At 65.5% G+C, this 26,539-nt stretch carries 28 protein-coding genes; 12 read left to right on the forward strand and 16 right to left on the reverse strand.

Going from position 1 to position 26,539, the window contains the following annotated elements:
* Window positions 1-38: 38 nt before the first annotated feature.
* The 9 genes from AArc1_RS05780 to AArc1_RS05820 form a co-directional block, all read right to left on the reverse strand.
* Window positions 39-815 (reverse strand): adenosylcobinamide amidohydrolase, encoded by a 777-nt coding sequence (locus tag AArc1_RS05780; RefSeq protein ID WP_117363472.1) that lies wholly within the window; start codon window positions 813-815, stop codon window positions 39-41.
* The gene (locus AArc1_RS05785) at window positions 812-1,870 is read right to left on the reverse strand and encodes an aminotransferase class I/II-fold pyridoxal phosphate-dependent enzyme (RefSeq protein WP_117363473.1); all 1,059 of its coding nucleotides are present in this window, start codon (window positions 1,868-1,870) and stop codon (window positions 812-814) included. Before AArc1_RS05785 ends, AArc1_RS05780 begins: the two co-directional genes overlap by 4 nt.
* Window positions 1,860-2,924 carry a nicotinate mononucleotide-dependent phosphoribosyltransferase CobT gene (gene cobT, locus AArc1_RS05790; protein WP_117363474.1) on the reverse strand — a complete coding sequence of 355 codons (1,065 nt, stop codon included), beginning with the start codon at window positions 2,922-2,924 and terminating at the stop codon, window positions 1,860-1,862. Before cobT ends, AArc1_RS05785 begins: the two co-directional genes overlap by 11 nt.
* Window positions 2,915-3,511 carry an NTP transferase domain-containing protein gene (locus tag AArc1_RS05795; RefSeq protein ID WP_117363475.1) on the reverse strand — a complete coding sequence of 199 codons (597 nt, stop codon included), beginning with the start codon at window positions 3,509-3,511 and terminating at the stop codon, window positions 2,915-2,917. Before AArc1_RS05795 ends, cobT begins: the two co-directional genes overlap by 10 nt.
* Entirely contained in the window at window positions 3,511-4,272 is a 762-nt protein-coding gene (gene cobS, locus AArc1_RS05800; RefSeq protein ID WP_117363476.1) for an adenosylcobinamide-GDP ribazoletransferase, read from the reverse strand. The genes AArc1_RS05795 and cobS overlap by 1 nt, the downstream gene beginning before the upstream one ends.
* Window positions 4,269-5,324, reverse strand: a complete 1,056-nt coding sequence (gene cbiB / locus AArc1_RS05805) for an adenosylcobinamide-phosphate synthase CbiB (protein ID WP_117363477.1) — start codon at window positions 5,322-5,324, stop codon at window positions 4,269-4,271. The genes cobS and cbiB overlap by 4 nt, the downstream gene beginning before the upstream one ends.
* 70 nt (window positions 5,325-5,394) lie before the next feature.
* Window positions 5,395-6,042 (reverse strand): HAD family hydrolase, encoded by a 648-nt coding sequence (locus AArc1_RS05810; protein ID WP_117363478.1) that lies wholly within the window; start codon window positions 6,040-6,042, stop codon window positions 5,395-5,397.
* A gap of 161 nt (window positions 6,043-6,203) precedes the next feature.
* Entirely contained in the window at window positions 6,204-6,815 is a 612-nt protein-coding gene (locus AArc1_RS05815) for a translation initiation factor IF-2 subunit beta (protein WP_117363479.1), read from the reverse strand.
* 640 nt (window positions 6,816-7,455) lie between these two features.
* On the reverse strand, window positions 7,456-8,085 hold the full coding sequence (locus tag AArc1_RS05820; protein ID WP_117363480.1) for a phosphoribosyltransferase: 630 nt from the start codon (window positions 8,083-8,085) through the stop codon (window positions 7,456-7,458).
* 214 nt (window positions 8,086-8,299) lie between these two features.
* Here AArc1_RS05820 and AArc1_RS05825 point away from each other — a divergent pair, with 214 nt between their 5' ends.
* From AArc1_RS05825 to AArc1_RS05835, 3 genes are read left to right on the forward strand one after another with little or no spacing between them, the layout of a single operon-like run.
* Window positions 8,300-9,025, forward strand: a complete 726-nt coding sequence (locus tag AArc1_RS05825) for a class I SAM-dependent methyltransferase (RefSeq protein ID WP_117363481.1) — start codon at window positions 8,300-8,302, stop codon at window positions 9,023-9,025.
* 17 nt (window positions 9,026-9,042) lie between these two features.
* Complete coding sequence (locus tag AArc1_RS05830) at window positions 9,043-10,131, forward strand: pyridoxal-phosphate-dependent aminotransferase family protein (protein ID WP_117365793.1); 1,089 nt, start codon at window positions 9,043-9,045, stop codon at window positions 10,129-10,131.
* Between the two features lie 23 nt (window positions 10,132-10,154).
* The gene (locus AArc1_RS05835) at window positions 10,155-10,340 is read left to right on the forward strand and encodes a hypothetical protein (protein ID WP_117363482.1); all 186 of its coding nucleotides are present in this window, start codon (window positions 10,155-10,157) and stop codon (window positions 10,338-10,340) included.
* A 202-nt stretch (window positions 10,341-10,542) separates the two neighbouring features.
* On the opposite strand, the gene AArc1_RS05840 is transcribed toward AArc1_RS05835, so the two are convergent.
* Window positions 10,543-10,848: a hypothetical protein gene (locus AArc1_RS05840; RefSeq protein WP_117363483.1), complete on the reverse strand. Its 306-nt coding sequence runs from the start codon at window positions 10,846-10,848 to the stop codon at window positions 10,543-10,545.
* Window positions 10,849-11,281: 433 nt separating this feature from the next.
* On the opposite strand from AArc1_RS05840, the gene AArc1_RS05845 reads away from it, so the two are divergent.
* The gene (locus tag AArc1_RS05845) at window positions 11,282-12,481 is read left to right on the forward strand and encodes a redox-regulated ATPase YchF (RefSeq protein ID WP_117363484.1); all 1,200 of its coding nucleotides are present in this window, start codon (window positions 11,282-11,284) and stop codon (window positions 12,479-12,481) included.
* Between the two features lie 12 nt (window positions 12,482-12,493).
* Here the strand turns inward: AArc1_RS05845 and AArc1_RS05850 are convergent, their stop codons facing one another.
* Window positions 12,494-12,721 carry a hypothetical protein gene (locus tag AArc1_RS05850; protein ID WP_117363485.1) on the reverse strand — a complete coding sequence of 76 codons (228 nt, stop codon included), beginning with the start codon at window positions 12,719-12,721 and terminating at the stop codon, window positions 12,494-12,496.
* Window positions 12,722-12,870: 149 nt separating this feature from the next.
* Between AArc1_RS05850 and AArc1_RS05855 the strand changes: the two genes are divergently transcribed.
* Window positions 12,871-13,509, forward strand: coding sequence for a hypothetical protein (locus AArc1_RS05855; RefSeq protein ID WP_117363486.1), 639 nt, complete (start codon window positions 12,871-12,873; stop codon window positions 13,507-13,509).
* Window positions 13,510-13,669: 160 nt separating this feature from the next.
* On the opposite strand, the gene AArc1_RS05860 is transcribed toward AArc1_RS05855, so the two are convergent.
* The 3 genes from AArc1_RS05860 to AArc1_RS05870 form a co-directional block, all read right to left on the reverse strand.
* Complete coding sequence (locus AArc1_RS05860) at window positions 13,670-15,514, reverse strand: carbon starvation CstA family protein (protein ID WP_117363487.1); 1,845 nt, start codon at window positions 15,512-15,514, stop codon at window positions 13,670-13,672.
* 139 nt (window positions 15,515-15,653) lie between these two features.
* The gene (locus AArc1_RS05865) at window positions 15,654-16,628 is read right to left on the reverse strand and encodes an ArsA family ATPase (protein ID WP_117363488.1); all 975 of its coding nucleotides are present in this window, start codon (window positions 16,626-16,628) and stop codon (window positions 15,654-15,656) included.
* Window positions 16,628-16,924, reverse strand: a complete 297-nt coding sequence (locus tag AArc1_RS05870; RefSeq protein ID WP_117363489.1) for a hypothetical protein — start codon at window positions 16,922-16,924, stop codon at window positions 16,628-16,630. The genes AArc1_RS05865 and AArc1_RS05870 overlap by 1 nt, the downstream gene beginning before the upstream one ends.
* A gap of 237 nt (window positions 16,925-17,161) precedes the next feature.
* On the opposite strand from AArc1_RS05870, the gene AArc1_RS05875 reads away from it, so the two are divergent.
* Entirely contained in the window at window positions 17,162-18,496 is a 1,335-nt protein-coding gene (locus AArc1_RS05875) for a CobW family GTP-binding protein (protein ID WP_117363490.1), read from the forward strand.
* A gap of 17 nt (window positions 18,497-18,513) precedes the next feature.
* Here the strand turns inward: AArc1_RS05875 and AArc1_RS05880 are convergent, their stop codons facing one another.
* A complete protein-coding gene (locus tag AArc1_RS05880; RefSeq protein WP_161958289.1) occupies window positions 18,514-19,686 on the reverse strand; it encodes a PQQ-binding-like beta-propeller repeat protein in 1,173 nt (390 codons plus the stop codon).
* Window positions 19,687-19,845: 159 nt separating this feature from the next.
* Here AArc1_RS05880 and AArc1_RS18440 point away from each other — a divergent pair, with 159 nt between their 5' ends.
* The gene (locus AArc1_RS18440; protein WP_117369323.1) at window positions 19,846-20,070 is read left to right on the forward strand and encodes a hypothetical protein; all 225 of its coding nucleotides are present in this window, start codon (window positions 19,846-19,848) and stop codon (window positions 20,068-20,070) included.
* 97 nt (window positions 20,071-20,167) lie between these two features.
* Window positions 20,168-21,766, forward strand: a complete 1,599-nt coding sequence (locus tag AArc1_RS05885; protein WP_117363492.1) for a spermidine synthase — start codon at window positions 20,168-20,170, stop codon at window positions 21,764-21,766.
* Window positions 21,767-21,843: 77 nt separating this feature from the next.
* On the opposite strand, the gene AArc1_RS05890 is transcribed toward AArc1_RS05885, so the two are convergent.
* On the reverse strand, window positions 21,844-22,266 hold the full coding sequence (locus tag AArc1_RS05890) for a universal stress protein (RefSeq protein WP_117363493.1): 423 nt from the start codon (window positions 22,264-22,266) through the stop codon (window positions 21,844-21,846).
* Window positions 22,267-22,431: 165 nt separating this feature from the next.
* Between AArc1_RS05890 and pdhA the strand changes: the two genes are divergently transcribed.
* The 4 genes from pdhA to AArc1_RS05910 all read left to right on the forward strand — a co-directional run bounded on the left by pdhA (window position 22,432) and on the right by AArc1_RS05910 (window position 26,537).
* Complete coding sequence (gene pdhA / locus AArc1_RS05895) at window positions 22,432-23,559, forward strand: pyruvate dehydrogenase (acetyl-transferring) E1 component subunit alpha (RefSeq protein ID WP_117363494.1); 1,128 nt, start codon at window positions 22,432-22,434, stop codon at window positions 23,557-23,559.
* 77 nt (window positions 23,560-23,636) lie between these two features.
* Window positions 23,637-24,140, forward strand: coding sequence for a hypothetical protein (locus AArc1_RS05900; protein ID WP_117363495.1), 504 nt, complete (start codon window positions 23,637-23,639; stop codon window positions 24,138-24,140).
* Between the two features lie 71 nt (window positions 24,141-24,211).
* Window positions 24,212-25,147, forward strand: a complete 936-nt coding sequence (locus AArc1_RS05905; RefSeq protein WP_117363496.1) for a ferritin family protein — start codon at window positions 24,212-24,214, stop codon at window positions 25,145-25,147.
* Window positions 25,148-25,316: 169 nt separating this feature from the next.
* Window positions 25,317-26,537 carry an acyl-CoA dehydrogenase family protein gene (locus tag AArc1_RS05910; RefSeq protein WP_117363497.1) on the forward strand — a complete coding sequence of 407 codons (1,221 nt, stop codon included), beginning with the start codon at window positions 25,317-25,319 and terminating at the stop codon, window positions 26,535-26,537.
* The last annotated feature ends 2 nt before the right edge of the window (window positions 26,538-26,539 follow it).

The following is a 26,539-nucleotide window of genomic DNA, read 5'->3' on the forward strand; positions in this document are numbered from 1 at the left end:
AGCTGGAAGGGATCTGCCGCCGACGCTCCATCCGTTCTTTACTCGAGGGTTGGCGGCTCGAACACGGTCGCCCGAACGTCCGTCGAAACGCCGTACGTTGCCTCTTCGACCGACGCCGGGCAGCCAACGTCGTGGTCCTCGTAGTGAGCCGAAAGCGAGGCGCGGACGGCCTCACGGACGCAGGCTCGCGTCGCGGCGCCGACGGCCGTTCCGCTGCCCGAAAATCGGGTGGACCGACCGTCGGGATCGTGTCCAACTACGACGGCGTCGGTCGTCGTTCCGGGGAAGCCGGTCGTCTCGAGCAGCGTGGCCGCTTTCGCTTCGGCAGTGACCGCGATCAGGTTCGCGAGCGCGCCGTCGGGCAACGAGCGAGTCGTGCCGACGACGACGTTCACGGTGCCGGGCGTCGAGTGATCGTCGTCAGTCGCGGGCTCGAGATCGGTGGGGAGCGAGCCGCCGGGTGGCTCCATCGGCAACGCGGCCGGGTTCGAGACGCCGGCGGTCGCGTAGGCCGTGACCGGACCGCAGCGGGCGCCGCGGGCGTCCGCGATGTCGACACCGGTGAGCAATGCCGGCGGTCGCTCGCCGCTCGCGTCGGCGTCGCCGACGTCGAAGCCCGCCCGCTCGAGGCGTTCGTCGACGTAGGCTGCGAGGTCGGTCCGGGTCCACCCTTCCGGGACCGAGACGTTGTACGCACACTCGCCACGGGTGCGGCCGCCGTCGGCCCCCGTCGAGAGCCACTCGGTCCCCTCGCGACGGACCCTGAGGACACCGTCGCGACGGCACGCCTCGTAGTCGGGGATCGGTTCGGTCATCGCTCGCGGTCGTCCTCGCGGTCGGCCTTATCGAGCACCTCGAGCGCTGCGAGCAACTGGTCGTTTGCGGCGCGGTTCTTGACGGCGACACGGACGTGGCCCTCGAGGCCGCGGAAGGTCGTCGCATCACGGATCGCAACGCCGCGTTCGCGGGCCGTTCCGACGACGTTCGAGACGTCGCGGTCGCCGACGTCACAGAGCAGATAGGGCGCGTCGGATGGGTGAACGTCGAAGCGGCCTTCGAGCGCTCGAGCCATCCGATCGCGCTCGCTCGCGACGCGCTCGCGCGTCTCTATGACGAACTCCTTCTGGCATAGACAGTACGCGCCCACGCGAGCGGCTGGCGTTCCGAGCGACCAGGCGCGACGGGCCGTCTCGAGTGCGGCGAGGGAGTCGCCAGATGCGACGGCAAAGCCCGCTCGAAGCCCCGGCAGGCCGAACAGCTTGGTGAGCGAGCGAGCGACGACGACGTGCTCGCGCTCGAGAGACGCCGCCGACGGGAGGTCGGTAAACCCGAGAAATGCCTCGTCGACGAGCAGAGTCGTCCCCGCGTCGGCACAGCGGTCCGCGAAGGCCTCGAGGGTGTCGAGGTCGCTCGCCTCGCCAGTCGGGTTGTTCGGCGTACAGACGACCGCGAGCGCACAGTCTTCGAGGACGTCTACGCCGGTCGACAGCACTTCGTCGTGGGCGACGAACCGGGGAGTCGCTCCCTGCAGCTGAATCTCGCGGGCGTATTCGCCGAAACTCGGATACGGGACGAGCGCTTCGTCGCCGGGCTCGAGGGTGACCGCCACGATGAGCCGAATCGCGGCCAGCCCGCCCGCTGTGGGGACGACGCGTTCGGGCGCACAGCCGGCGAAATCGGCCGCAGCCGCCCGAAACTCGGGATGTTCGTCGTCGGGGTATCGCCGGGAGTCCTCGAGCGCGTCGGCGTAGACAGCCTCGACGCCGTCGGGGGCGAACGGGTTAGTGTTGGCCGAGAAGTCGAGCACGTCGGAATCGGACTCGCCGCCGTGGGGGACGCGCTCGCTTTCCCGAACCGACTCAGGGTCCACCGTCGGCCCCCGCAGCCGCGTCAGTGCCGTCGCCCGCGGCGTCGCTCCCGGACTCGGGGTCGACGCCGTTTTCGTCGATCCCCAGTCGGGCACAGACGGCCTCGAACCGGTCTCGGACCGCCGACATTTCGCCGTCAGGAACGAGCGAGAGGACGCCACCCATCCCGACGCCCTCTTTCGCCTCGCCGGCGCAGTAGCGCTGCATCGAGACGTGCTCGCGGCCGTCGAAGCCGGGATCGGTAACGGTCAGCTCACAGTCGAGTCGGTCACAGGCGGCCTCCAGGTCGGCGCTCGGATCGTCGGCGACGAACGAGGTCGTCGCGAGCGACAGCGGCTCATCGACGCCGGCGTGGCGCAAGACGGCCGCGATGGCGACCATCTGGGTCCCCCCACCGAGGGTCACGTCCGTGCCGGACTCGAGTGCGCCCGCGGCGATGCCGGCGATCGTCGGCTGGACGGGGTCACCAACTGCGCGGATCGCTGCGAGTGGTTCAGCCCCGCAAGCCCCCGGTTCGAGGTTGCTCGCCTCGAGCGCCGTCTCGACGACGCGTTCCTTGCGCTCGAGGGGATTGTCGGGGAGCGACGAGGAGACGCCGGCGGGTTCGCCGAGCGCGGTGAGCACGCCGAGTGCGGTCGTCGTCCCGCCGGGCACGGTCTCGCCGAGCAGGAGCGCTTCGTCGGGGAGGCTGGCGCCGAACTCGCGAGCGCGCTCGAAGATCGCCGCGGCGTCGGCGACGGCAGTCGGCTCGCGGACGTCGGTTCCGGCCGGGACTTCGAGGTCTACCGTCGGCGAGCCGGTCGGCCGTGCGAGGCCGGCATCGACGATGGTCAGGTCGAAGTCGACGACGTCGCGGACCGCGCGGGTGACTGCCGCGGGCGTCGGACAGCCCGTCGGGGACACCGGCGTCACCGGCGAGACCGTCGGCCGGCCGTACTCGAGGATCTCGACGTCCGCAGAGGGTGTCTGGGCCATGAGTTCGGGCGCAGCACCGGCCGCGCTGATGCCGTCGATCAGGGCCGTTTCGGTCGTGCCGGCAGCGAGGATTACGCGCATGGGTCGCCCCCTCGCTGTAAGTGCTTCGCCGCAGTGTTGGCATCTGTACGTCGGTTCACGTTGACCGCGAGTCGCGGATCGTAGCTCACGTCTATCATGGATTCGTCAGTGGTGCCGACGACGTTCACCCCCGTCGGCGCGAGGTGGTCGGTCGGCTCGAGCGTCGTCTCGACGCTGACGCCGAGCCGGCGTTTCAATGCGACGGGGACACAGACCGTGCGCGAGGCGTTCCGGCCGCCATGGGCCCTAAGCACTCGATCGACCGCAGGTGCCTCGAGCAAGGGCAGATCCGCCGCCACGGTGAGGATCGGCGGCTCGATGGCCGGACGCTCGAGCACGTCAAGCAGGTCGGCGACGTAGCCCTCGCCAGGTGTCTCGAGAACCGAAAGTTCGTCTCGGCCGTCGATCGCTCGCTTCTCGAGGTGGCGACGGGTCGCCGGTGCGTTCGGCGAGACCGCCGCGTAGACCGTCTCGACGCGGCTCCCCTCGAGCGCCCGAGAGACTCGGTCGACCATCGAAACGCCCTCGATCGGGAACAGCGGCTTCTCGTGGTCGCTCTCGAGGCGGGTTCCCTTCCCGCCACACATCACAACAGCGTCCACGCGATCACCCCCACGTGGACGCCGGCGACGCGTCCGATCTCGTTGGCGGCGCCGAAGATATCGCCGTTGATCCCGCCGAGGTGACGGGTCGCCCAGGCCCAGGGGAGCGCGATGGCGGCGACTGCGGCGACGACTGCGACCCCGGCGGCGGGGTGGGGCCAGGTGAGTGCGACCGCGGGCAGTGCCAGGGCCGCGGGCGCGACGAACGAGGCCGGACTGGTGGCGGCCGTAAACCCCTTGCCCATCCCGTCGGCGCTCGCTCGGCCGAAACAGGCCATTGCGGCCATGCCGAGTTTCGTCCCGACCTCCGCGGCGATTGCGACACCGACGGCAGCCGCGACCGGAAGTCCGGCCAGCCCGAGTCCGCCGAGTCCGAGACCAACGACGACGACCCCGACCGCCAGAATCGCTCCGACGCCGGTCGTCGTGTCTTTCAGGACCTCGCGTCGACGGTCCACATCGCCGTGGACGACGAGCGCGTCGCCGAGGTCCGCGACCCCGTCGAGGTGGTGAATCCCGGTCACGGCGTACACCGCGAGCAGGTACGCGAACGCCACCGTCGACGCCGGAACTGCGTCGCTCGCCAGTAGCGGGAGCGCCGCGAGCGCGCCGACGACGAATCCGACGATTGGAAACGCCGCCGGTGTCCGTCGTAGCGCGTCCCAATCCCCGTCTCGAAAGCCGACGGGAAGTCTGGTCAGGAATCCGAGGCCGCCGCGAACCGCGCCGATCCAGCGGCTACTCACAGTCTCACCCCCGGAATCGCCACCGTGGTGGCACCAGTCGTCGGCATCGGCGCTAGGATGGTGACAGCAGGCGTCGGTATCGGCGCTGCGACGGTGACAGCGGTCCCGTTCAGGACCGACGCCTCGAGCACCGCCGCACTCACAGCCGCGAGGACGACGGCGAACACCACTGCAACGGCCGCTGCGAACCTGACGAGTCTCACCGCGCGGTCGCCGTCAGCGCGCGTCGGGAGACCGGCCTCGGGGTTCAGGTCGTAGGCACCCGCCTTGACCAGCCGGACCGAGAGCGCACAGGCCAGCGTCGCCATCGGCCAGCCGGAGTTCGGCGACGACGGTGTGCGTGCCCAGGCTCGAGCGCGCCGGAGTGACCCGACATCACCGGCCGCGAGGGCGATCGCGAGCGCGGACACCCTGGCCGGGAGCCACATCACCAGGTCGTCGAGCCGGGCGCTCGCCGTCCCGATCGGTTTCGAGGGGTAGCCGAGCATCGAGTCGAGCGTGTTGACGCCCTTGACCCAGGCGGCTGCGGCTGCGGCGACGGGAAGCGACAGCGGCGCGAGCACGGCGAACGGGAGCATCGTCGCGACCAGCCCGTCGGCGAGGTTCTCGCTCGCGCTCTCGAGCGCCGCGCTGCGAAGCTCCGCCGGCGAGAGCGTCGAGACGTCGCGGCCAACCAGCCCACGGATCTCGTGGCGAGCCGTCTCGAGGTCGCCCTCGGTCGCCTCGAGCACCGTCTCGGTGAGTTCGAGGAGCGACCGCAGGCTGCTCGAGACGAAGAGGACGACGCCGGCGACGGCCGCGCCAGCGAGGGGATGAACCGCGGTCGCCAGGAGGACAGCCCCACCGGCGGCCCCCGCGGGAATCAGTGGCGCGAGGATGGCGACGGCGAGCCCGACCAGCCGTTGTCCCCGGTCGCTGTCGGCCCACTCGCGGTCGAGTACCCCCACGAGACGGCCGAACCACGCGACGGGGTGAAAGGCGTTTCGCGGCTCGCCGATCAGCGCATCGAGGCCGAGCGCCAGAGCGATCATCGCGACCGTCGTGGCCGTCACGGCTGTCGCCCCTCCGCTCGGCTCGCTCGCGGCGGATCGCTCGCTCGCTCGCGGTGTCTCCGTCTGTCGATCATCGTTCGTCGTCGGCCTCTGTAAGTGTCGCCAGTCGGTTGGGAACCTCGAGCAACGGGGTCTCCTCGAGTATCACTGCAGTACCGCCAACGCGTTCGACGCCGCCGTCGGTTCGCGGGTCGTCGCCGACGTGGACCAGCTCCGCGGTCGAGACGCCGAGCCGGGTCGCCGTCAGCTCGAAAATTTGTGGGGCGGGCTTTCGCCAGCCACAGCCGACGCTGGTGACGATCGCGTCGACGTCGTCGCGGCCGAAATCGGCCCGGACGAGCGTCCGGCCGACGAGTTCGGGAACGCTGCAGTTCGAACAGATTGCGACCGGGCCGTGCTCGCGAGCCGCGTCGAGGGCCTCGAGCGCGCCGTCTCGCGTTCGTACTTCGGGGTCGAACGCCGCCACGACGGCGCGTCTGGCCGCGTTTTCGGTCCCCTCGAGGTCGACACCCCGGCTTCGGAGTGCGTGGGCGACGTGTGCAGGTAACGGCACCTCGGCGCCCTCGGGGGCGTCTATGTGTGGCTCGGCGTAGGCGTCGGCCCAGTCGTCTGGGACGGCGACGCCCCGGCGCTCGAGTTCGCGCGCGACGGCTTCGGTTGGGTCGGTCGGGCGATCGACGCTGACGAGGGTTCCAAAGAGATCGAACGAGACTCCCACGAATGTGTGACTAGCACAAACTACCTTTACTTTCGCGGTTCGCCGAACTCGGATGGGCGATTCCCGGTCGGAGCCCGTCAAGATGGTCCTGACTCACTGCCAGGCAAGCGCCTGGCTGTTCGTCGATGTGATCGTCGTGAAAATATGGTCCGTTCGAACGCTCAGGCGAGTCGAGCGAACGCCAGATTGCCGGAGATGTTCTTGATGTAGATTTCGACTACGTCGCCCTCGTTGGCGCCAGGGACGAAGATCGTGTAGCTGCCCTTCTCGGCGACTCCATCGCCTTTGCGGCCCGTGCCGGTGATCTCGACGGTGTACGTCTTGCCCTCCTCGACGGCTTCCTGCTGTTGTTGTTGCTGGCTGCTCGCAGAGCGCTTGGTAACGGGACGGAACGCACCACAGGCGTCACAGCGAAGCATCGGCGTCCGGTCTTCACGGACGAGACGGGTGTCCGGCAGGCCACACTCCGTACAGAGAACGTATTCGTCGACGTAGGCGTCGACTGCCGCGTTGAAGTCCTGCTGGGAGAACGTCCCGTTGTAGCGTCCGCGACCATCCTCGAACTTGCCGCTGGTCCCCATCTCACGCTGGACGAATCGGTGGAGGTGTTCGTCCTCACGCGAGAGGACGTCGGCGATCTCGTCAAGGTTCTTGAATCGCGTGAAGGCGCCGTCCTTCTGGGTCTCGGCGTCGGGAATCTGCAGTCGCTCTTCGTCGCCCCCGATGTCCGGGACCTCGTCCATCGCTCGGTCGAGACTCGACTCGTAATCCATACTCGAGGACAGACGATGCGAACGTAAATCCGTTCTGCTATCCGGGTCGGGGCCAGCGGCGGGACGTGATCGCCCCGGCCGCAGAGCACGTTACCGTCCCGTTCGCTCGGGGACCCCTGGTTCGCTTCGTCGAGAGCGGTGAGGTCCCGTTCGGAATTGGGCTCGTTCGGGCCTCCTGTCTGTCCCGCGAGTTCGCTGTAGACTCTCGTGTTCGCCGACCTGTTATCGGCCGTTCGCCACCACTGCTTTGATCGATTTGACTCCCTGCGAGGGGACCGTTTCCTTTCCAAATCAGGGTTACTTATATTCTAGGAGTGTTGCGGTGTAAACGCACTGCGGTAGTCTCGAAACCATCACCACCTACCTACCGCAGTTGCGACTTAGGCATCGGTTTGACACTGTCGCTTCGATGGGGCCACTTCGACTCGCGGTATTCGTTTTCGAGCAGGCACACCTCCCGGTCACGACCACTGTGACGCAAGGCGATTCGCCCGGACGGTATCGACTTGCGCAACTCTCGAGGGGTGTTTATGTGTTTCTGGCACGAAGTCGCTCGTGACCCTGGCACACGGTGGCGCGTTGCCCAGCGGCCATCCGTTTTTTCAGGGTCCCTTTCCATCCGTAGCCGTCGGTCCGATCGTCATCGATCCCCCTCGAGGTACGCGATCGCGTCGGCGTCGTTCACCTGACCGAACTGTCGGTAGTACTGTCCGACGGCGCGGAAATCTGCCGGCGTCTGGAGCGCGATCACCTCGTCGGCTTCGGACGCGAGATCGTCGACCGACTGGGGCGAGCCGACGGGGACCGCGAGTACGACGTGCTCGGCACCGGCCTCGTGGACCTGTCTGAGACAGGCGATCGCCGTCGCCCCCGTCGCGACTCCGTCGTCGACGACGGCCACGCGTTTCCCGTCGAGGTCGGGGATGCTCGCCCCATCGCGGTACTGGTCTGCTTTCCGACTGGCGTTTTCGGCTTCCTCACGCTCGATCTCCTCGAGGTAGTCCGCCGAGACGCCCAGCTGGGCGATCAGGGCGTCGTTGTGCCAGACGCTTCCGTCGCTCGCAACGGCGCCGATAGCGAGTTCCGGGTTCCCGGGGGCACCGAGTTTGCGGGCTACCACCACGTCCAGTTCGGCCTCGAGTGCGTTCGCAACTGGTCGAGCGACCGGCAACGCACCCCGTGGGATGCCGAGGACGACGTCGACCTCGAGGCCGCGGCGCTCGAGTTCCGCTGCGAGTCGTTCGCCGGCGTCGGTTCTGTCGTCGAACATGGTCGCCTCTACGTGCGCCACCCACTATGCTTTGGCGTGGCATACGTCGGGTTCGACTCGTGTTGGGATCGGTGTGGCCGGGTTCCGAACCCGATCAGGTATGGGCACAACTGAAACTGGTCGCACACCGATCACGTAGCGGTCGTGCGATCGGCCGCAGTCGAGACGCGACGACGGCAAAACGGTTTCCCCACGGCTCGTTGTACCCACAGGTATGAATGACTCGCCTGTTGCCTCACCGGATCGCCACGAGTACGAGTGCGATCACGAGCACGAGCACGAAATCGCCCACCCGGTCTTCGCTACACTGTACGACCTCCTCCCCGAGTCGACGCTCATGGGTCCCCACCGAGAGTACCTCACAGCGGGCCTCTCGGGGCGAATCCTCGAGATCGGCTGTGGCAACGGTGAGCTGTTTTCTTTCGTCGCGGCGGGCGGCGACGACCTCGAGTACCACGCCATCGAACCCGACCCGCACATGCGACGACGCGCCGTTCGCAACGCCCGCGAGGAGGCGGTCGCAGTCGACCTCCGCGATGCCCGCGCGGAATCGTTGCCCTATCCCGACGACGCTTTCGACGTCGTCATCTCGAGTCTCGTTTTCTGCACCGTCCAAGAGGTCGAGACAGCGCTCTCCGAAGTCGCGCGAGTGCTGAAACCCGGCGGCGAGTTCAGGTTCCTCGAGCACGTCCGCGCGGACGGCTGGCGCGGGGCCGGTCAGGACGCCCTGACGCCGCTGTGGGAACGCGTTGCCGCTGGCTGTCAGCTCAACCGAAACACGATCGATCGGTTCGTCGGCCACGAGGCGTTCGAGGCCGTCGACGTCGAGCGACTCGAGTTCAGTCTCTTCCCGGTGACGCCGATCGTCCGCGGACGGCTCCAACGCCGACGCACGGAGCGAGTGGGTTTATCGGCGTTCGGCGCGCCGTTCGATCCGTGAACGAAGCCAGACTGCGGATGACGCCGGGGCCGACGGAAGTGCCCGCCGCCGTCCGTGACCGGATGGCCGAACCGACGGCGAACCCCGATATCGAGTCGTCGTTTCTCGAGTGCTACCGATCGGTGACCGACGCCGTCGAGACGATCGCCCTGACCGGCGCTGACGGCGACCCTACCCACCCGGACGCGTCCAGGGACGTCGTCGTCCTCGGCGGCGAGGGGATACTCGGGCTCGAGGCTGCCGTCGCCTCGCTGGTCGAGCCGGGCGATCGCGTGCTGTGTCTCTCGAACGGACTGTACGGCGATGGCTTCGCCGACTTCGTCGCGGACTACGGCGGCGAGCCCGTCACCTGCGAGGTGCCCTGGCGCGAGACGCTCGACGCCGATACCGTCCGAGCAATGCTCGAGGATGCCGACGAGCCGTTCGACCTCGCGACGATGGTCCACTGCGAGACGCCGACCGGGACGCTCAACGATCTCGAGCCGATCCTCGACGTGCTCGAGGCGTTCGACGTCTGCAGCGTCGTCGACGCGGTCTCCTCACTCGGCGGTACGCCCGTTCCGACCGACTCGATCGACGTGTGTCTCGGTGCGAGCCAGAAGTGTTTCAGCGCCCCGCCGGGGCTGACCACCTGCGCTATCAGCGACCGCGCGTGGGACCGCATCGACGCCGTCGAGAACCGGTCGTACTACCTCGACCTCGAGGCCTGGCGGACCGTCGTCGACGACGAGTGGTTCCCCTACACCCACCTGTCGGCCAACGTCGCCGGACTCGAGACCGCCCTCGAGTTGCTACTCGAGGAAGGTCTCGGATCCGTCTTCGACCGCCACGAACGCGTCGCTGCCCGCTGTCGTGACCGCGCCACCGACCTCGGACTCGAGACCTTTCCGGCCGACGAGGCCGACTGCTCGCCGACCGTCACCGCCCTCGAGGTCGACGGCCGGGCGGCCGAGCTACAACAGGCGGTGCTCGCCGAACACGACATCGTCCTCGCAACCGGGTTAGGCGACCTCGCCGATGACGTGCTTCGAATCGGTCACATGGGTCATAACGCCCGCGACGACCGCGTCGACCGAACCATGGACGCGCTGGCGGACGTGTTGTAGGGGCCTCGAGGGAGTGCCTCGGTGTGGGGCCCGTCGGCGTCTTCGCGCCGATCGCGGAGACCGAAACCCAGCAATGGGGCGTCGTCGGCCCCCTCGTACTCGCCTGGCTCGTCCTCGCCGAATTGAGGTGGAACGCGGCCGTTGGCTATAGTAGCCACTGCACGTCAGTTCGCACCACCTCGCCGGACGGACCGGCGATCAGTGTGTGACTCGGTGCAGTTGTCACCATACCGTCGTCCGATCTCGAGTCCGTTTTCAGGATCGCAACCATCCAGGGCTCTGACGACGAATATAGACTCGTCGAACGCCACAACGACGTGTTTTCATACTGCCGGACAGAACGAGTGTGAGAATTCGCCGCCCCCGCCCGGCGAATGCCCCTCGGTGACTTCTATCCGACAGTATCACGCCCTATCGACAGTACGAGAAGTCACGCGGGCCGTCGGTTCGGGTGACCGTTTCTGCTCGCGATTGTTCCGGAAAACACTCCTCGCTACAGTAGTGTGCTTCGACGGTCGTGACGGCCGTCTCGACGATCCGACTCAGCCGGTAGTCGTCGGTTTCGATCGGCTCTCCACAGGTCACACAGCGGTCGATCGACCGGTCGTGGTCGGGGGCGTCCTCGAGGAAACGACTCGAATCGTCGACCTCGGTCTCGGAGTCGCTCGTCGGTGACCCGGCGGGGACCGGCGCCGAATTCGCGCTTGAATCCACCATACTCGAGCCACCATGCGCCAGCATAAATACGTCAGCGTGACTGTCAGTGTGTGATGACCCTCTCTCGTCTCAGAACCTCTTGAGACTAGGACGATCTCACCGAACAAAGGGTACCGCTCGAAGACACCCCTCGCGGTGGCCGATAGTAACAACTGCACCGAGTCACACACTGATCGTCGATCCGTCTGGCGAGCAGGTTCGCACTGACGTGCACTGGCTACTATACCCCGCCTTATCGGCGCGTATCAGCGCGTATCGTCAGACGGGCCTCCGTGCTCTCGCCGCGTCCCGAACGACCACTCGACCAGCAGGATCTGCCGCCGTCCAGTGCTTTCGACCGATCGACCGGTTCGCTCCAGCCGTGTCAAGACGAACCATATCACGTCGGAACTGGAAGGAAACCCGTTTAATCGGACTCTCCCTGGAATGAGTAATGAGTCGGAGTTACCGGATCGGACTCGTCGGCAAACCCTCTGTCGGCAAGTCTTCCTTTTTCAATGCGGCGACGATGAACGACGTCCCCGAGGGGGCCTACCCGTTCACGACCATCGACCCCAGCGTCGGCGAAGCGTACGTCCGCGTCGAGTGTGCAGCACCCGAGTTCGACGAGGAGTGTACCCCGAACGTCGGCTACTGCGATCACGGCACCCGGTTCGTCCCCACGAAACTCGTCGACGTCGCCGGGCTGATCCCCGGCGCTCACGAGGGTGCAGGGCTCGGGAACCAGTTCCTGACCGACTTAAACGAGACCGACGTGCTCGTCCACGTCGTCGACTTCTCCGGTACGACGGACCTCGAGGGGGAAGCCACCGAGGGCCACGACCCGCGCGAGGACATCGCCTTCTTAGAGGAGGAACTCGACCAGTGGTACCTCGACATCTTAGAGAAGGGGATCAACCGATACGAGTCGGGCTACACCACCGAAGACGACGCGATCGAAGAGGAACTCGCCGAGCAGATGAGCGCGTTCAAGACGAACGAAGACGAGATCAAACGCCTCATCCGCCGAACCGACGTCGGCTTCGACCCCGCCGAGTGGGAGGCCGAAGACAAACTCGAGTTGGCCCGCGAGATCCGCAAGGAGACCAAGCCGATGGTCATCGCGGCGAACAAGATGGACACCCCCGAGGCGCAGGCGAACTACGAGGAGATCACGACCGATCCCGACTACGAGCACCTGACGATCGTCCCCTGCAGCGCCCACGCCGAGAAGGCGCTCAAGTCCGCGGACAACGCTGGCGTCGTCGACTACCGTCCCGGCGACGACGATTTCGAGATCGTAGACGACATCTCCGACGAACAAGAAGACGGCCTCGAGCAGATCCGTGCGTTCCTTTCGGAGTACGGCGCGACTGGCGTGCAGGCGGCCCTCGAGACCGCGTTGTTCGACGTCCTCGGCGTCGTGCCCGTGTTTCCGGGCGGTGCGAACGGCCTCGGTAACGAACGCGGCGAAGTGCTACCCGACTGTTATCTGATCCCGCCGAACTCGACCGCGGAGGACTTCGCCTACAGCCTTCACTCCGACATCGGCGACGGCTTCCTCCACGCCATCGACTGCCGATCGAATCGGCAACTCGGCAAGGACTACGAGGTCGAGTCACGCGACGTGATCGAAGTCATCACGACGAACTGAGCCGTCGCGGCGTCAGCGATCGCCCCAGGTGAGTCGGTCGACGCTCGAGCCGACCCGATCCGAAATCCGCGAGAGCCACGCACCGGGCGAGACGGCGCGCAACTGGCGCTCGTCGACTTCGATTCGGGCGTCGCCGAACGGATCGCGGTCGGACCCGTCTCCTTCTTCCCGGCCCGCGCTCGCGACGTCGACGGCCGTCGACATCGAACAGCGCCCGCAGGCTTCCCGGTCGGTCGTCATATGATGGTATACGATCTCACGAGACCTAAACGCTCGGGTCGAGAGCAACGAGCCCCTCCCCGACGCCGACGAACTTTTACCACGGCCGTGGAATCGTATACCATGGATGGAACCGACGGGCGAGACGGGCGGACTATGACGCAAGCGCCATGAGCGGAGGCTCAGCACCGCCCGAGGACGCTGACGATCAACTCGAGGAGCGAGCGCTCCCGGCCGAGGTGCTCGAGGAAGTCCCCGACTGGGACGACGAGTATCTGGACCGAGTGAGCGACCGACTCTTGCACAGTTACGACCTCGAGAAGGACGTCCGAGCGGGCCGAGAGCGCTTCGAGATGTACGGGGAGCTGCGTGTCGAGAGCAGCAAACACCTCTTTCACCCGTCAGTTCAGTACGCGAATCACCATATGCGGGAGTTCCTCTATGCGGACCGTCGCGACCGCGTCTCGGTGGCTGACCTCGAGCGACTGGTCGAGCTAGGCCACGAGTTGGCCGACGACCGAGTCGAACCGAACGATCAACACCGAGCGACCGAGTTCACGTTCGTCCTGGTCGTCCCGGATATTCCAGACGACGTCCGCGCGTTCGTCGAGGGGTTCACCGACCGGACGCTGCTGAAATTTGGCTTTTACGGTCACTACGAGATCCACTGTTGTGTCGTCGCGCCCGATACAACGGACGTCGTCTCGAGTGCGCGAACGGAGGTCGACAGCGCCTTCGCTCTCTGGGAGCCGCTCGAGGAGCCACGGCGTGGACTTTTCGGGCGACTCTCCGGACTCCTTTCGCGATAGGTGACCGCTAGCGCGTTCGACGTGACCGACTTCATCTCGAACGGACCAGTGGCAGTTTGTCGGGTACGCGACGCTCAGAAGTGAATTAGCCGAGACGTCGAACGGTATCTATCGAGTTCCGCTGCTCCCAATCCGTTCTCGAAACCGGATCGGCGGTGGATCAGTCGTCGTCGGATCCGACCGCCGGTTCCTCCGTTGAAATGAGACTATCGCGAGCCTCGGTGAGGTTTTCGTAGGCCATCTTGATGATCGCAAGCGCCAGGAAGATCAACGCGAACGCGAGGACCATCCGGAGTCCGCTCGAGATGAGTTCGACGGTTCCGGCCTCTGCTCGCCACGCGGCGTCGAGCAACTGACGCTGCAGGTTCTCGACGATTGCGAGCCAGAGCAGCCCGGACACGGTGATGATGACCATGACCGCGACTGGCAGCCCTGTAGTCAGGAGCTGCTTCGTGTCCTTCCAGTTGGCGAGCCAGACGGTCGCCGTCAGCAGTGCAAGCGCCGCGAGCAACTGGTTGGCACCGCCGAATAGCGGCCAGAGTTCTTCCCACTGGCCACTCGAGACGAGCAGGAAGGCCGCGAACGTTGTAAGGCCGGTGTTGACGTACTTGTTTGCTGCTACGTTTTCGACGCCGCTCTCGGGGGTGCCGACGAGTTCTTCCATCATGTATCGGCCGAGTCGGAGGCCGGTGTCGAGGCTCGTCAACAGGAAGCTAACGAACACGAGCGCCATGAAGACCTCCCCGATGAGCAACGGGATTCCGAAGCTGGTGAGGATGAGCCCACCACCCTCCGCGAAGTTGGGAAGTGCAGCAGCGATCCCGTCGACGCCAGCGTCAGTTACGGCGATGACCGAGACGGCTGCGAGTGCGGTTGCTGCGAGCAGCCCTTCCGCGAGCATCCCACCGTAGCCGATCAGGCGGGCGTCGCTTTCGCGATTGAGCTGTTTCGCCGTCGTTCCCGAGGAAACCAGCGAGTGAAAGCCGCTGATCGTCCCGCATGCAATCGTGATGAACAACAACGGGAACAGCGGCATGGCCACGGCGACGAGGTCGCCGCCGAAGAAGCCGGTGTACGCGGGAAGTTGGATCGAAAGCGCTTCCGAACCGCCTTGGGTCGTTCCGAGGAACGTCCCGACGATGACGGCGAGCAACGTCCCGCCGACCCCCGTATAGAGGAGGAACGACGAGAGGTAATCACGCGGCTGTAACAACACCCAAACCGGTAGAATGCTGGCCACGAAGGCGTAGCCCAACGCGACGAGGATCCACGTCGCGGTGTTCGCGCCGAATAGTGCTGCACCCGGCACCCACATCCCGTCGCCTGAGAACAGAACAATCGCCTCGTCGGCGAAGCCACTCGGTTCGAACAACGCGATGGGGAACTGGAGGCCCACCCAGACGCTCGCGAAGACGCCAGCAACGAAAACGCCAGTGCCCGCGAGGAACGGCAGGTTAAGCTGGTACAGCCAGACGCCAAACACCAATGCCAACCCGATGTAGAGCAGGCTCGCGGTCGCTGCCTGCGGATAGGCGTCCAGAATAATCGCCACCAGCAGCGAGAACACTGCCACCACGAGGATGATGACGAGGAACGCAAACCAGAGGAACATGTTCTTCCCCCGCTCGCCGATGTACTCCCCGATGATGTAGCCGATCGATTTGCCCTCGTGGCGAATGCTCGAGGACAGCGCCATGAAGTCGTGGACGGCTCCCATTAACGGGTTTCCGATCGCGACCCACAGCACCGCCGGGACCCATCCCCAGATGAGTGCTGCGGTGATCGGGCCAGCGATCGGTGCGCCGCCCGCGATACTCGAGAAGTGGTGCCCGAGCAACACCGGTTTCTTTGCCGGTACGTACTCCTGTCCGTCTTGATACTTGTGAGCGGGTGTCTCTCGAGAGTTGTCGAGTTCGACGAATCGTGAGAGGTACCGCCCGTATCCGACGTAGCCAACGGTAAACAGCACCAACACCGTAGCCACGATCCAGATTACCCCTGTCATAAGTGCCCAAGAACCAAATTACCTCAGACTCATATAAATCATGTGGGAACGGCACGTCTGTCTTACCGGGTAGGCGTCGACAATTCCATCCACAGCGGTAGAGGAGACCCCGACTCCAGGCCGCAGCCGGAAGCGTCTGTCAGGACGTCGGGCGTCGTGTCCGGTCGACGTCGATCTCGAGTTCATCGGCGACCGACGCGAGACGGTCCGTCCGCACCTCCTCGACGTACGTCTCGATCGTGGCGAGGATCGGCGGTGAGAGCTCCCCCCGTGCCGTCTCGAGTCGCTCGCGTTCGGTCTCGACGCGCGAGCGAAGGTAGGTTGCCCCACGTCCCTCTTCGTCGGGGTCGGGTGCCGGCGTGAATCGATTGGCGACGAGCCCCCGAACCGATAGCCCCTGCTCGTCGAGTCGGTCGATCGCCCGCTCCGTCTCCCGAATCGACAGCGAGTCGGGGTTGAACACGAGGAAGAACGCGGCGTCTTCCCGGAGCATCCGTCCGGCGTCCTCGAAGAACTCTTTGCGCGCTCGCAAGTGCGCCAGCACGGGATCTCCCTCGAGAACGCGACGAGGCTCCCGGCCACCGATCGCGGCCTTCTCGAAGAGATCGATGCTCTTTCGTCGTTTCGCCAGCAGCCGATCGATCCACCCCTCGAGGTACTCCGGCAGCGAGAGCAGTCGCAGGGTGCCACCGGTCGGTGACGTATCGAAGACGATGCGGTCGTAGGCGTCGCCGTCTCGCATCACGTCGACGAAGCGATCGAACAGGGCCGCCTCGTAGGCACCGGGGGTTCCGTGGGCCATCTCGATCTGCCGATCGACTGCGTTGACCATCGCCGCCGACACCTGATCCGAGAGCTTTCGCTTGACGTCCTGGAGGTGTCTCGAGACCTCCTCGTCGGGGTCGATCTCCATCGCCGAGAGGTGTTCGACTCCCTCGACGGCTCTGGGATCGTCGTCGAACGACTGCTCGAAGAGGTCGCCAACGGAGTGCGCCGGGTCCGTCGAGACGAGCAGCGTCTCGAGCCCCGCCGCGGCACACTTGTACGCGTACGCCGAGGAGACGGTCGTCTTGCCGACGCCGCCTTTGCCGCCGAAGAAGACGTATCGATCCATCAGAAGTGATACTGCTGTCCCTTTCGCTCGACGAGCGTACTGCGGTCCCACAGGCGTCGTTCCCACGCCTCGAACTCGTCTTGTAAGTACGGTAGGAGTTCTGCCGTGTAGTACGACACCGGCGACGGAACGCCGAAGGCGTCGGGGAAACAGGCGAGCATGAACTCGTCTTCTAGGTCCTCCGCTTCGGCCTCGATCTTCTCGTACGCCGGGTGTGAGATCATCCCGTGATAGAGCCCCCGGAGCCACTCTTCGAGTGTGGCTCGATAACTGGCGATCCGCTCGGCGAGTGTCATCGTCGGTCATGCTCGTGCGTGACGTGAAAAAAGTGTCGCGGCCCGGCCGCCCGAAGTGGTCGGGTCCGTGAGCCGAGGGCAGCCGGGCGGACGCCTATCGACCCGAGTTCTCGGTGCGTCGAAGCCGCTGAAATCTGATTTAGTAGTGCGGTATGTAGTTTATGATGGTGCCATCACCGTCCAATGGGTCGGGCGTGAGTCGACGCTTCTTTTCCTCGGAAGCCCCACGTGGTGTGTATGCACACGACGATCCCGGTTACCGTCCTCTCGGGAAGTCTGGGGGCTGGAAAGACGACGCTGCTCAATCACCTGTTGCGAACCGCCGGTGACCGCGACCTCGCCGTCCTGGTCAACGATATGGGCGACGTGAACGTCGACGCCGACCTCGTCGCCGAGGGGTCGGACCTCGACGTCGAAGGGGGCGTCGCGGAGCTCTCGAACGGGTGTATCTGCTGTGAACTGCAAGCGGACCTCGAGACGGCCGTCGTTCGGCTGGCTCGCGAGCGGGAGTTCGATCACCTGATCGTCGAATCCTCGGGCATCTCCGAACCGGCACCCGTCGCACGGCTGTTCACCACAGCATCGAGAGTCGCCGCGCGGTACGAGATCGACGCGCTGGTCACCGTTCTCGATACGCGGCTCTTCCTCGACGCCTTCGCGGGCCAAGACGTGCCCGAACGCCACGGTGAGGCGGACGACGAGGATGTCCGTCCGCTCTCCGATCTGCTGATCGAGCAACTCGAGGTGGCGAACGTCGTCCTGTTAAACAAGACAGACTGCTGTGAGCCGGACGAACTCGAGGAGGCCGAGGCGCTGGTCGAGGCGCTCCAGCCGGACGCGACGACGATCCGGACGGAGTTCAGCGCCGTCGACCCGGATCGACTCCTCGGACTCGAGCGATTCGACCCCGATCGGATGGGCGAACTCGCCGGCTGGCAGCGGGCGCTCGCCGAGGTCGACGACCACCACGAGGGTGAGGGCCACGACGGGCACGAACGCGAGGACCACGAGGACGACGGGCACGAACGCGAGGACCACGAGGACGACGAGCACGAACACGGGGGTCACGAGCACGGCCATGAACACGACGGCCACGACGAGCACCATCACCGCCACCCGGACGAGGTCTACGGTGTCGACTCGTTCGTCTTCCGGGCGCGTCGGCCGTTCCACCCCGGGCGGTTCGCGACGTTCCTGCGGGACCTCCCTGCCGGGATCGTCCGATCGAAGGGGACCGTCTGGATCGCCGGCAACGATGGCAAGGTCGACGTCTCACAGGCCGGTCCCTCGATCCGGGCGACCGTCCGCGGGCCGTGGATCGCTTCGCTCCCTGCGGTCGATCAGGACCTTTACCGGTCGAATCGGCCGGGACTCGAGTGGCACGACGACCACGGCGACCGGCTGACGGAACTCGTGTTCATCGGGACCGAGTACGACGAGTCCCGGCTTCGCGGACAACTCGAGTCGTGTCTGGTCGACGACGAAGAGTGGGGGGCGGCGTCGCTCGAGGACTCGAATCAGTTCCCAGTCGAACAGGGTGAGGAGGCCGTGGTCCGCGAGCCAGCCGACTGACCGGCGGAGAAAGCGACCTACGATTCCGGCTCGAACGCGACGAGTCGATTCTCGAAGCCGTCGACGACGAAGATTCGGCCGGCGCCGACGGCGACGCCGCCGTAGGTCGTCGCGTGGTGGTCGTCACCGACCCGGAACACCTCGCCGCTTGAGGCCAGGCCGGGGCCGTCGCGATCGACCGCGAGCAGGTCGTCGTCGGCCATCAAAACGGCATCGCCGACGATCGCGGGCTGACCACGGTAGATCTCGTTTCCTGCGCTGACTTCCCAGGCGGCGTCGCCGTCGGCGACCGACCGCGCTGAGAGCCCGTTCCGGGCGAGCGTGTAGACGTGTTCGTCGGCGGCCGCGATCGCCCCCCAGCCGCCGCGGTCGATCCGCCAGCGTTCCGTACCATCAGCCTCGACCGCGACGGTCTCGTGCACGCCGAGTGCGACGATCGCGCCGTCGATCGCGACGGGGCTCGAGATCGCACCGTGGAGGTCGACGCGCCAACGTTCGGTCCCGTCGTCGGGGTCGAGACAGACGAGGGCGTCGTGGTCGGGGACGGCCACCGCATCGGCGGTCACCGCGGGGGCGATCGTCGACGTGAGGTCGTCCGCGTCGGGGACGTTGTACTCGTCGTAGGCGAGTTGGTCCAGTTCGGTCCGCCACAGGATTTCACCCGACTCGACGGCGAGACACGCCTCTTGCGTGCGACAGACTACCCGCCCGTCGGCGACGCTCGGTGCAAAGGGTCGACTCTCGAACTCGAGTGTCCAGTGCGCTTTGCCATCCTCGAGATCGAGCGCTCGTAACCGGTCCGGATCGTCGAGGCGGTGCTCTGGAACGAGTACCACGTCGTCGGAGACGGCGAGTCCCGCCGCGATTCGCCCCTCGAGAATCCGGTGCCACCGCTCGGTTCCGTCGCGTGCCTCGAGCGACCGGACGCTGTCAGAGGCAGCGAGGAAGACGGCGTCCGTCGCAACGATGGGGGGAACGTACGGCCAGCGGTCGGTCGGGGCCGTCCACGCCGTGGCGACTGATCCGGGGACCGTTCGGTCGAGCGCGGCGTTTCGGTTCGTCGCGTCGTAGCCAAGTTGTGTCCACTCCCCGGAGAGGTTCGGCGTTCGGTCGTCGGGGGCTGCACAGCCAGCGACGACGCCTGCACACGCCACAGCGGCCGACGTGAGCATCGTTCGTCTGGAAGGCATCGTTCTGACGTTATCCTCTGTGAGAATATCCGTTCCGGTGCTCTCGTCTCGACTTCCGGCTACACGTACTCGCCCCGTCCGTCGAACGCACCTTCTGACTCGCTCGGGTGCTCGGGCGTCAGGGAAATGGCTAAGTGAGCCACGTTCGCTGTTCTTGCTATGACAGGGCCCGACGGCGAACGCGAGGGATTCAAAGCTGGACTCGAGTCTTCGGACGGCCATCCGGTAGTATTGGTTCTCATCAATGCCGTGCTCTCGGTGACGTTCGCCTGGCTGCTCGTCTGGGGGGCGTCGTTCGTCGATATCGTCCAGTTCTCGCTCACGAACGTCGCGGGCGTCGCGATCGCCGTCTTCGTCTTCACCTTCGTCGTGAGTCGACCCTGAAGGCGGATTCACTCGGCGGCGTGCGCTCGATCCGACCAGTTTCTGTGTCCGTGTTGAGGCGACAGGTACTCACCGCCCGACCTGTTCCGTTTGGGTGATGGAGTTGCGGCCCGTCGCCGGCTACCGACCGACCAAGCCCGAACTCGCGGTGTTCGTCTCTGGGATCACCAGCATGGGCCTCGAGATCCTCGCGGTCCGTATCGTCGCCCCACAGTTTGGCAGCCATATCTACACTGTCGGCGGTATTCTCACGGTGTTTCTAATTGCGTTGAGTCTCGGCTACTGGCAAGGCGGCAAGCGTGCCGGCGGTGCGAGCAATCGCGAGATGAGCTGGATCATGCTCGCGACGGCCGTCTACGTTGCCGTCGTGATCTACGCGAGTGACCTCCTGTTGACGTACACGTCGACGCTCGCGTTGCCACCGCGGTACGCCTCGCTACCCGCCGTGATCCTCCTGTTCGGCCCGCCGACGTACCTGCTCGGGTTCATCAGCCCCTACGCGGCCGAACTCTCGCACAAACAGGGCACCGGTGAGGCGTCGGGCCACGTCTACGCGCTGGGGACTATCGGCAGCATCGTCGGCGCAGCGGCGACTACGTTCGTCCTCATCCCCGCACTGAGCGTCGACGCGATCGGCCTGCTGTTCGGTGGTGCCCTCGTCGGAACAGCCGTCGCCCTTCTGGCACCTGATCTCACGCGACGATCGGCCGTCTCGAGCGTGCTCGTCGTCCTCTTGCTCGTCGGCGCGGCGGGGGCGACCCCCGTGGACGTCGACTACCGCGGCGACGTCGTCTCCGAGACCCAGACACCACATCAGCAACTCGAGATCGTCGATGACGGCACAGAACGGACGATGTACCTAGACGGTGCCAGACACAGCGCGATGGATCTCGAGGACCCCGAGCGACACGTCTTCACCTACACGAAGTATTTCCACCTGCCGATGCTCATGGCCGACGACCCCGACGACGTCGACCGAGTGCTGTTCGTCGGCGGCGGTGGCTACACCGGCCCACAGGACTTCGCCGACCGCTATGACGCCCACGTCGACGTCGTCGAAATCGACCCCGAGGTGACCGCCGCCGCCGAGGCGTACTTCGGCCTCGAGCCCGACCGCGAGGACATTTCGATCTACGAAGCGGACGGCCGCCAGTTCCTCGAGGGCACGAACGACACCTACGACGTGATCGTCCTCGACGCGTACAAGCAGGATCAGGTTCCGTTTCACCTGACGACCGTCGAGTTCATGGAGCTGGCCACGGAGCGACTGGCTGACGATGGCGTCCTCCACGCGAACGTCATCTCTTCGCCGTCCGGTCCGGCCGCCGAGTTCTACCACGCCCAGCATCGAACGATGGCGTCGGTCTTCCCAGATACCTACAGCTTCCGGACAGCTGACTCGAGCGCGGTCCAGAACATCCAGGTCGTCGCGACGAACGAGCCGACGGGGTTCTCCGACGCCGACCTCGCCGAGCGAAACGACGCTCGCGATCTCGGCGTCGATCTCGAGGGGGCGATCGACAACCGGATGGCCGATCCCGACACCGAGGACGCGCCGGTGCTTCGAGACGACCGCGGCGAAGTCGACAGTCTGCTCGATCCCATGCTCGGCCAGCGGTACGTGATCGAGGAAACCGACGGCGAACCCTACGATGACGCCACCGAGACCGCTGTGATCGGAGAAGAGCGGTCCTGACGGAAAAGTGGTAAGCGCCGAACAGTGGGGTGACGGTGCACGCGTTGGAGGGACGGACCGGAGTGAGCCGAGAGCGGCTACTCGTCGTGTCCGCCGGTGACGACGACCGGTCGGTCGGCGCTGAGGATGACCGACTGGGTGACGCTCCCGAAGACGGCTTTCCCGACCGGCGAGCGCTTTCGCCCGCCGAGAACGATCGCATCGACGTCGAACTCCTCAGCCGAGTCGATGATGTCGGCTTCCGTGTCACCGCTGTCCTCGAGGACGGTGACGTCGACGCCCGCTTCCTCGAGGCGTTCTTTGGCCCGCCGGACGGAGCCGATCCGCGAGGCGGACTTGAACTGCTGGAACTCCTGTGGCAGCTCCTCGCTGTCGTCGGTGAAGACGAACAGGAGGTGGGCCTCGACGTCGTCGCTCGCATGCGGGATAGAGGTGACGTACTCCGCCTGTGCGAGCGCGCGGTCTTCGTTGGTGTCGACTGGAACAAGAACGCGGTACATAGCGATGTGTTCGTAAAGCCGAATTATAAATCCGTCCGTTAGCACCCCTGTACGTCGTCGAACGTGTGCGAACCGGTCGTGTGCCCGGCCGTCACGGCTGAATCGGTGCGTCTCGAACCCACTCGAGCGAGCAGCCTTATGTGGGCCGGGGACGACCCTCGAACTATGTCAGGAGACGTGCTCGAGCGCGACCTCTTCGATCGTGCGCCGGACGATCGAATTCAGGTGCTCGACGCCGAGGGACACGTGGTCGAACCGGACCTAGAGCCCGACCTCGAGACGGAAACGCTGCGCTCGATGTACCGGGACATGCGCTTTTGTCGACGCTTCGACGAGCGAATGATCAGTCTACAGCGGCAGGGACGGATGGGGACCTACGCCTCGCTTGCGGGCCAGGAAGGGTCACAGATCGGATCGACGTACGCGCTCGCCGACGACGACATGGTTTCGTTTCAGTACCGTGAACACGGCGCGCTCGTCGCCCGAGAGTTGCCCTGGGAGTACGTCCTCTACTGGATGGGCCACGAAGACGGGAACGCGGCGCTCGCCGACGTAAACGTCTTTCCGCTGAACATCTCGATCGGCGCACACGTCCCCCACGCGGTGGGCTGGGCGTGGGCCTCGAAACTCAAGGGTGACGGGGCGGCATCCGTCGTTCACTTCGGCGAAGGCTCGACGTCGGAGGGCGACGTCCACGAGGCGATGAACTTCGCGGGCGTCTTCGATACGCCGACCGTCTTCTTCTGTAACAACAACCAGTGGGCGATCTCGATACCACGCGAACGTCAGACGGCCAGTGCGACCATCGCACAGAAAGCGACCGCCTACGGCTTCGACGGCATCCAGGTCGACGGGATGGATCCCCTCGCAACCTACGTCGTCACGAAAGCGGCACGCGAGAAAGCCCTCGCGAGCGACGGCGAGCGACCGCGCCCGACGCTTATCGAGGCCGTCCAGTACCGGTTCGGCGCTCACACGACGGCCGACGATCCATCGGCCTACCGCGACGAGGCCGAGGTCGAGCGCTGGCGCGAGCGCGACCCCCTCGAGCGATTCGAAACCTACCTCCGCGAGCGATGGATCCTCGACGACGATCAACTCGACGCCATCGACGAAGAGATCGAGACGACGCTCGAGGGCCTGATCGACCGCGCCGAGGCGGCTGACGCCGATCCGTCAGCGATGTTCGAGCACGTCTACGAGGAACCGACACCGCGGCTCGAGGAACAACGTGAGTCTCTCGAGGCGCTGCGGGCCGAACATGGAGACGACGAGTTACTCGACTACGAGTAACTCTATCGATCGATACATAAAGAACACAGTAGCACAGGCGAACGGCTATACTATCGTCGTCCCGACCCACGCTCGAAATGCAACTCGAACAGCGGTCTCGAACGACGGAGGCCGACTGGAGCGGCACGATACCGAACGCATTCGACGGGCGAATCGTGGGCGTTGTCGTCGTACTCGCGGGACTCGCGGCGTCGCTGAACGTTCCCTACGGTGGGCTTTCGCTCGGTGTCGCCGCGTTCGTTCTCCTTCTCGCTGGTGGTGTCATCGGACACGTCCTCGGCGAACGGCAGTTACGTCGGCTTACCGACGGACTCGTTGCACACTGGAGTGCGGCTGGCGGCACCGTCGACGGCGTGACGCGGTCTGCAAACGGCATGCGAACCGAATGGACGGTCCACACGTCGGTCGGCGACGTGACGGTCGGTGGTATCGCACTCGTTCCCATCGCTCGCCTTTCAGTAGAGTATCAGGGCGTCGGTGATTCGGTCGACGCCAGTGACGCCGAGGCGAACTTCGACACGATCGCAGACGAACTCTACGAAGAAATTTTCGAGTTCGGAGCCTCCGCTCGCGGTCGTTGACCGTCCGCGACGAACTCGGACAGCCTGGGTCGGCGGTGAAATTTAATAGTTGGCTGGTGTAGGCTGGCTCCATGTCAACATCCTACACCCCATCGGACGTGATGGACCGGGAGTCGCGCTCGAATCGATACTACCGAAACGCCGTCGAACGCCACTGGGACCCCGGCGAGATCGACCTCGAGGCTGACGCCGAGAACTTACTCGCACACGTCGAGGCAACCCCCGACTACGATCAGCGTCGATGGGACCAGACCGTAAACGGCATCGCGAAGTTCGGCGCGGGTGAAGACGCCGTCACGGAGGACCTCGCGCCACTGGCGACGGTGCTCGAGGACATCGATGACCAGCTGTTTCTGACGACCCAATTGTACGAGGAGGCCAAACACGCCGACTTCTTCGACCGGTACTGGCGCGAGGTGATCTGGACCGTCGAGGACGAACTCGGCTGGGACCGGTCGAACCCCCGCGACGAAAAGTGGTTCAACGAGCCCTACCTCGAACTGTTCGACCGGAACAAGAACGCCCAGTTCCGACTGCTCGAGGCGGACACCCCCGAGAACCGTGCGAAGGCTTACTGTCACTATCACCTCACCGTCGAAGGAATTCTCGCCCAGACGGGCTACTACGGGATGCAGACCTCCTACGGCGGTGAGTTCGAGGCGCTCCCTCATCTGCCGGGACTCGTCGAGGGTTTTACGAAGATCAGAAGCGACGAAGGTCGCCACGTCGGCTTCGGCATGAACCAGCTCAAGACGCTCATTCGTGAGGACGGCGTCGATCCCAAGCTAATCGAGGAGACGGTCCACGACCTCCTCCCACTCGTCCAGGGGATCACCGAAGACGACCGGTTCCAACCCAACGACCCGGACGAACAGGTCGGCCTCGAGCAGGGCGAACTGGCCGCTTACGCGGTCGACAAACACACCGACCGGATGCGACAGATCACCGACGCCGCAGCCGACATTCCAGACGTCGAAGAGTTGGTACGACTCGACGGCGACGATTGAGACGGATGACTGTAACGAGTTACCGGCGCAATCGCCGGACAGGTCGTGGTTACCCCGGAACCGACGTACAGTAGTGCGTATGACACGACTGCGGCGGTGCAGTGGCGAACAGCCAATCGGATCGACTCGGTGGCCTGAATCTTAAGCTCCCGCAGACGGTCGTTGAAGCATGGTAGCAAGCAACATAAGCGGCGTCCGGTTCGACGTCGATGAGGAGACCGCACTGATCCTCGAGAGTATAGACGAGTTCGTCGAACGGGAGGTCGACCCGATCGTCGAGGAACTCGGCGACCTGGCCACCAATCCCCGACGGGGATACCACGAGGACGGCCGTTGGACCGACGAACTGCTCGAGGCGCGCGAGGAGATCCGCCGCCGGTCGGCCGAGGCTGGCTTCTACGCGATGACCCTCCCCGAGGCCTACGGTGGCGAGGGAGTTTCCACGGTCACGTGGTATCTCGCGAAAAAGCGCCTCGCGAGTCACGGCCCTGGGCTGGCCCGTTACGTGCTCGCTGGCCCCGAAGGGCCCAAGCCGCTGTTGTTACAGGCCGAGGGCGAACAGATCGAGCGCTACCTCGAGCCCACGATCCGCGCGGAGAAATCGACGGCGTTCGCCCAGACCGAACCCGGTGTGGGCTCGGACTCGCCGAACATGGCGACCACCGCCAGCAGAGAGGGCGATGAGTGGGTGATAAACGGCCGCAAACAGTGGATCACCAACGCGCCCTACGCCGACTTCGTCCAGGTGTTCGCCCGGACGACACCGCAAGAAGAAGCCGGCCGATACGGCGGCATCACTTGTTTTCTCCTCGAGCGCGACGAGTACGAGCTCGGCGCGTTCAACAACGCCGTCGGCTCGCCGGGTGCCCAGGCCGAAATCGTCCTCGACGACGTTCGCGTTTCCGACAGTCGCGTCCTCGGCGAGGTCGACGGGGCGTTCTACGCCGCCATGGAGTTCCTCTCGCTCGGCCGCCTCGAGCTCGGGGCCGAAGCCGTCGGCTACAGTGAGTTCGCGCTCGAGGCGGCCGCCGAATACGCGGGCCAGCGTGAGGCGTTCGGCCGCCAGGTCGGTCGGTTCCAGCAGGTGTCGGCACCGCTGGCTCGCGGGAAGGCCAAAACCTACGCAGCCGACGCTGCAGGGCTGAAACTCGCCTGGAAGATGGCCCAGGACCAGCGGACGGTGATGGAATCGTCGATCTTCAAGTGGTTCGCGACGACCGTCTTCTGGGAGGTCGCCGACGCGGCGGTCCAGATCCACGGCGCGAACGGGCTAGCCGAAGAGAACCCGCATATGGACCTGCTCCATCAGGCCCGCATCCTGCGGATCGTCGAGGGGACCGACGAGATCCAGCTCAACACGATCGCGAAGTCGATGGGGCTGCTCGACTAGCA

It is taken from the genome of Natrarchaeobaculum sulfurireducens, assembly GCF_003430825.1.
Classification (GTDB): domain Archaea; phylum Halobacteriota; class Halobacteria; order Halobacteriales; family Natrialbaceae; genus Natrarchaeobaculum; species Natrarchaeobaculum sulfurireducens.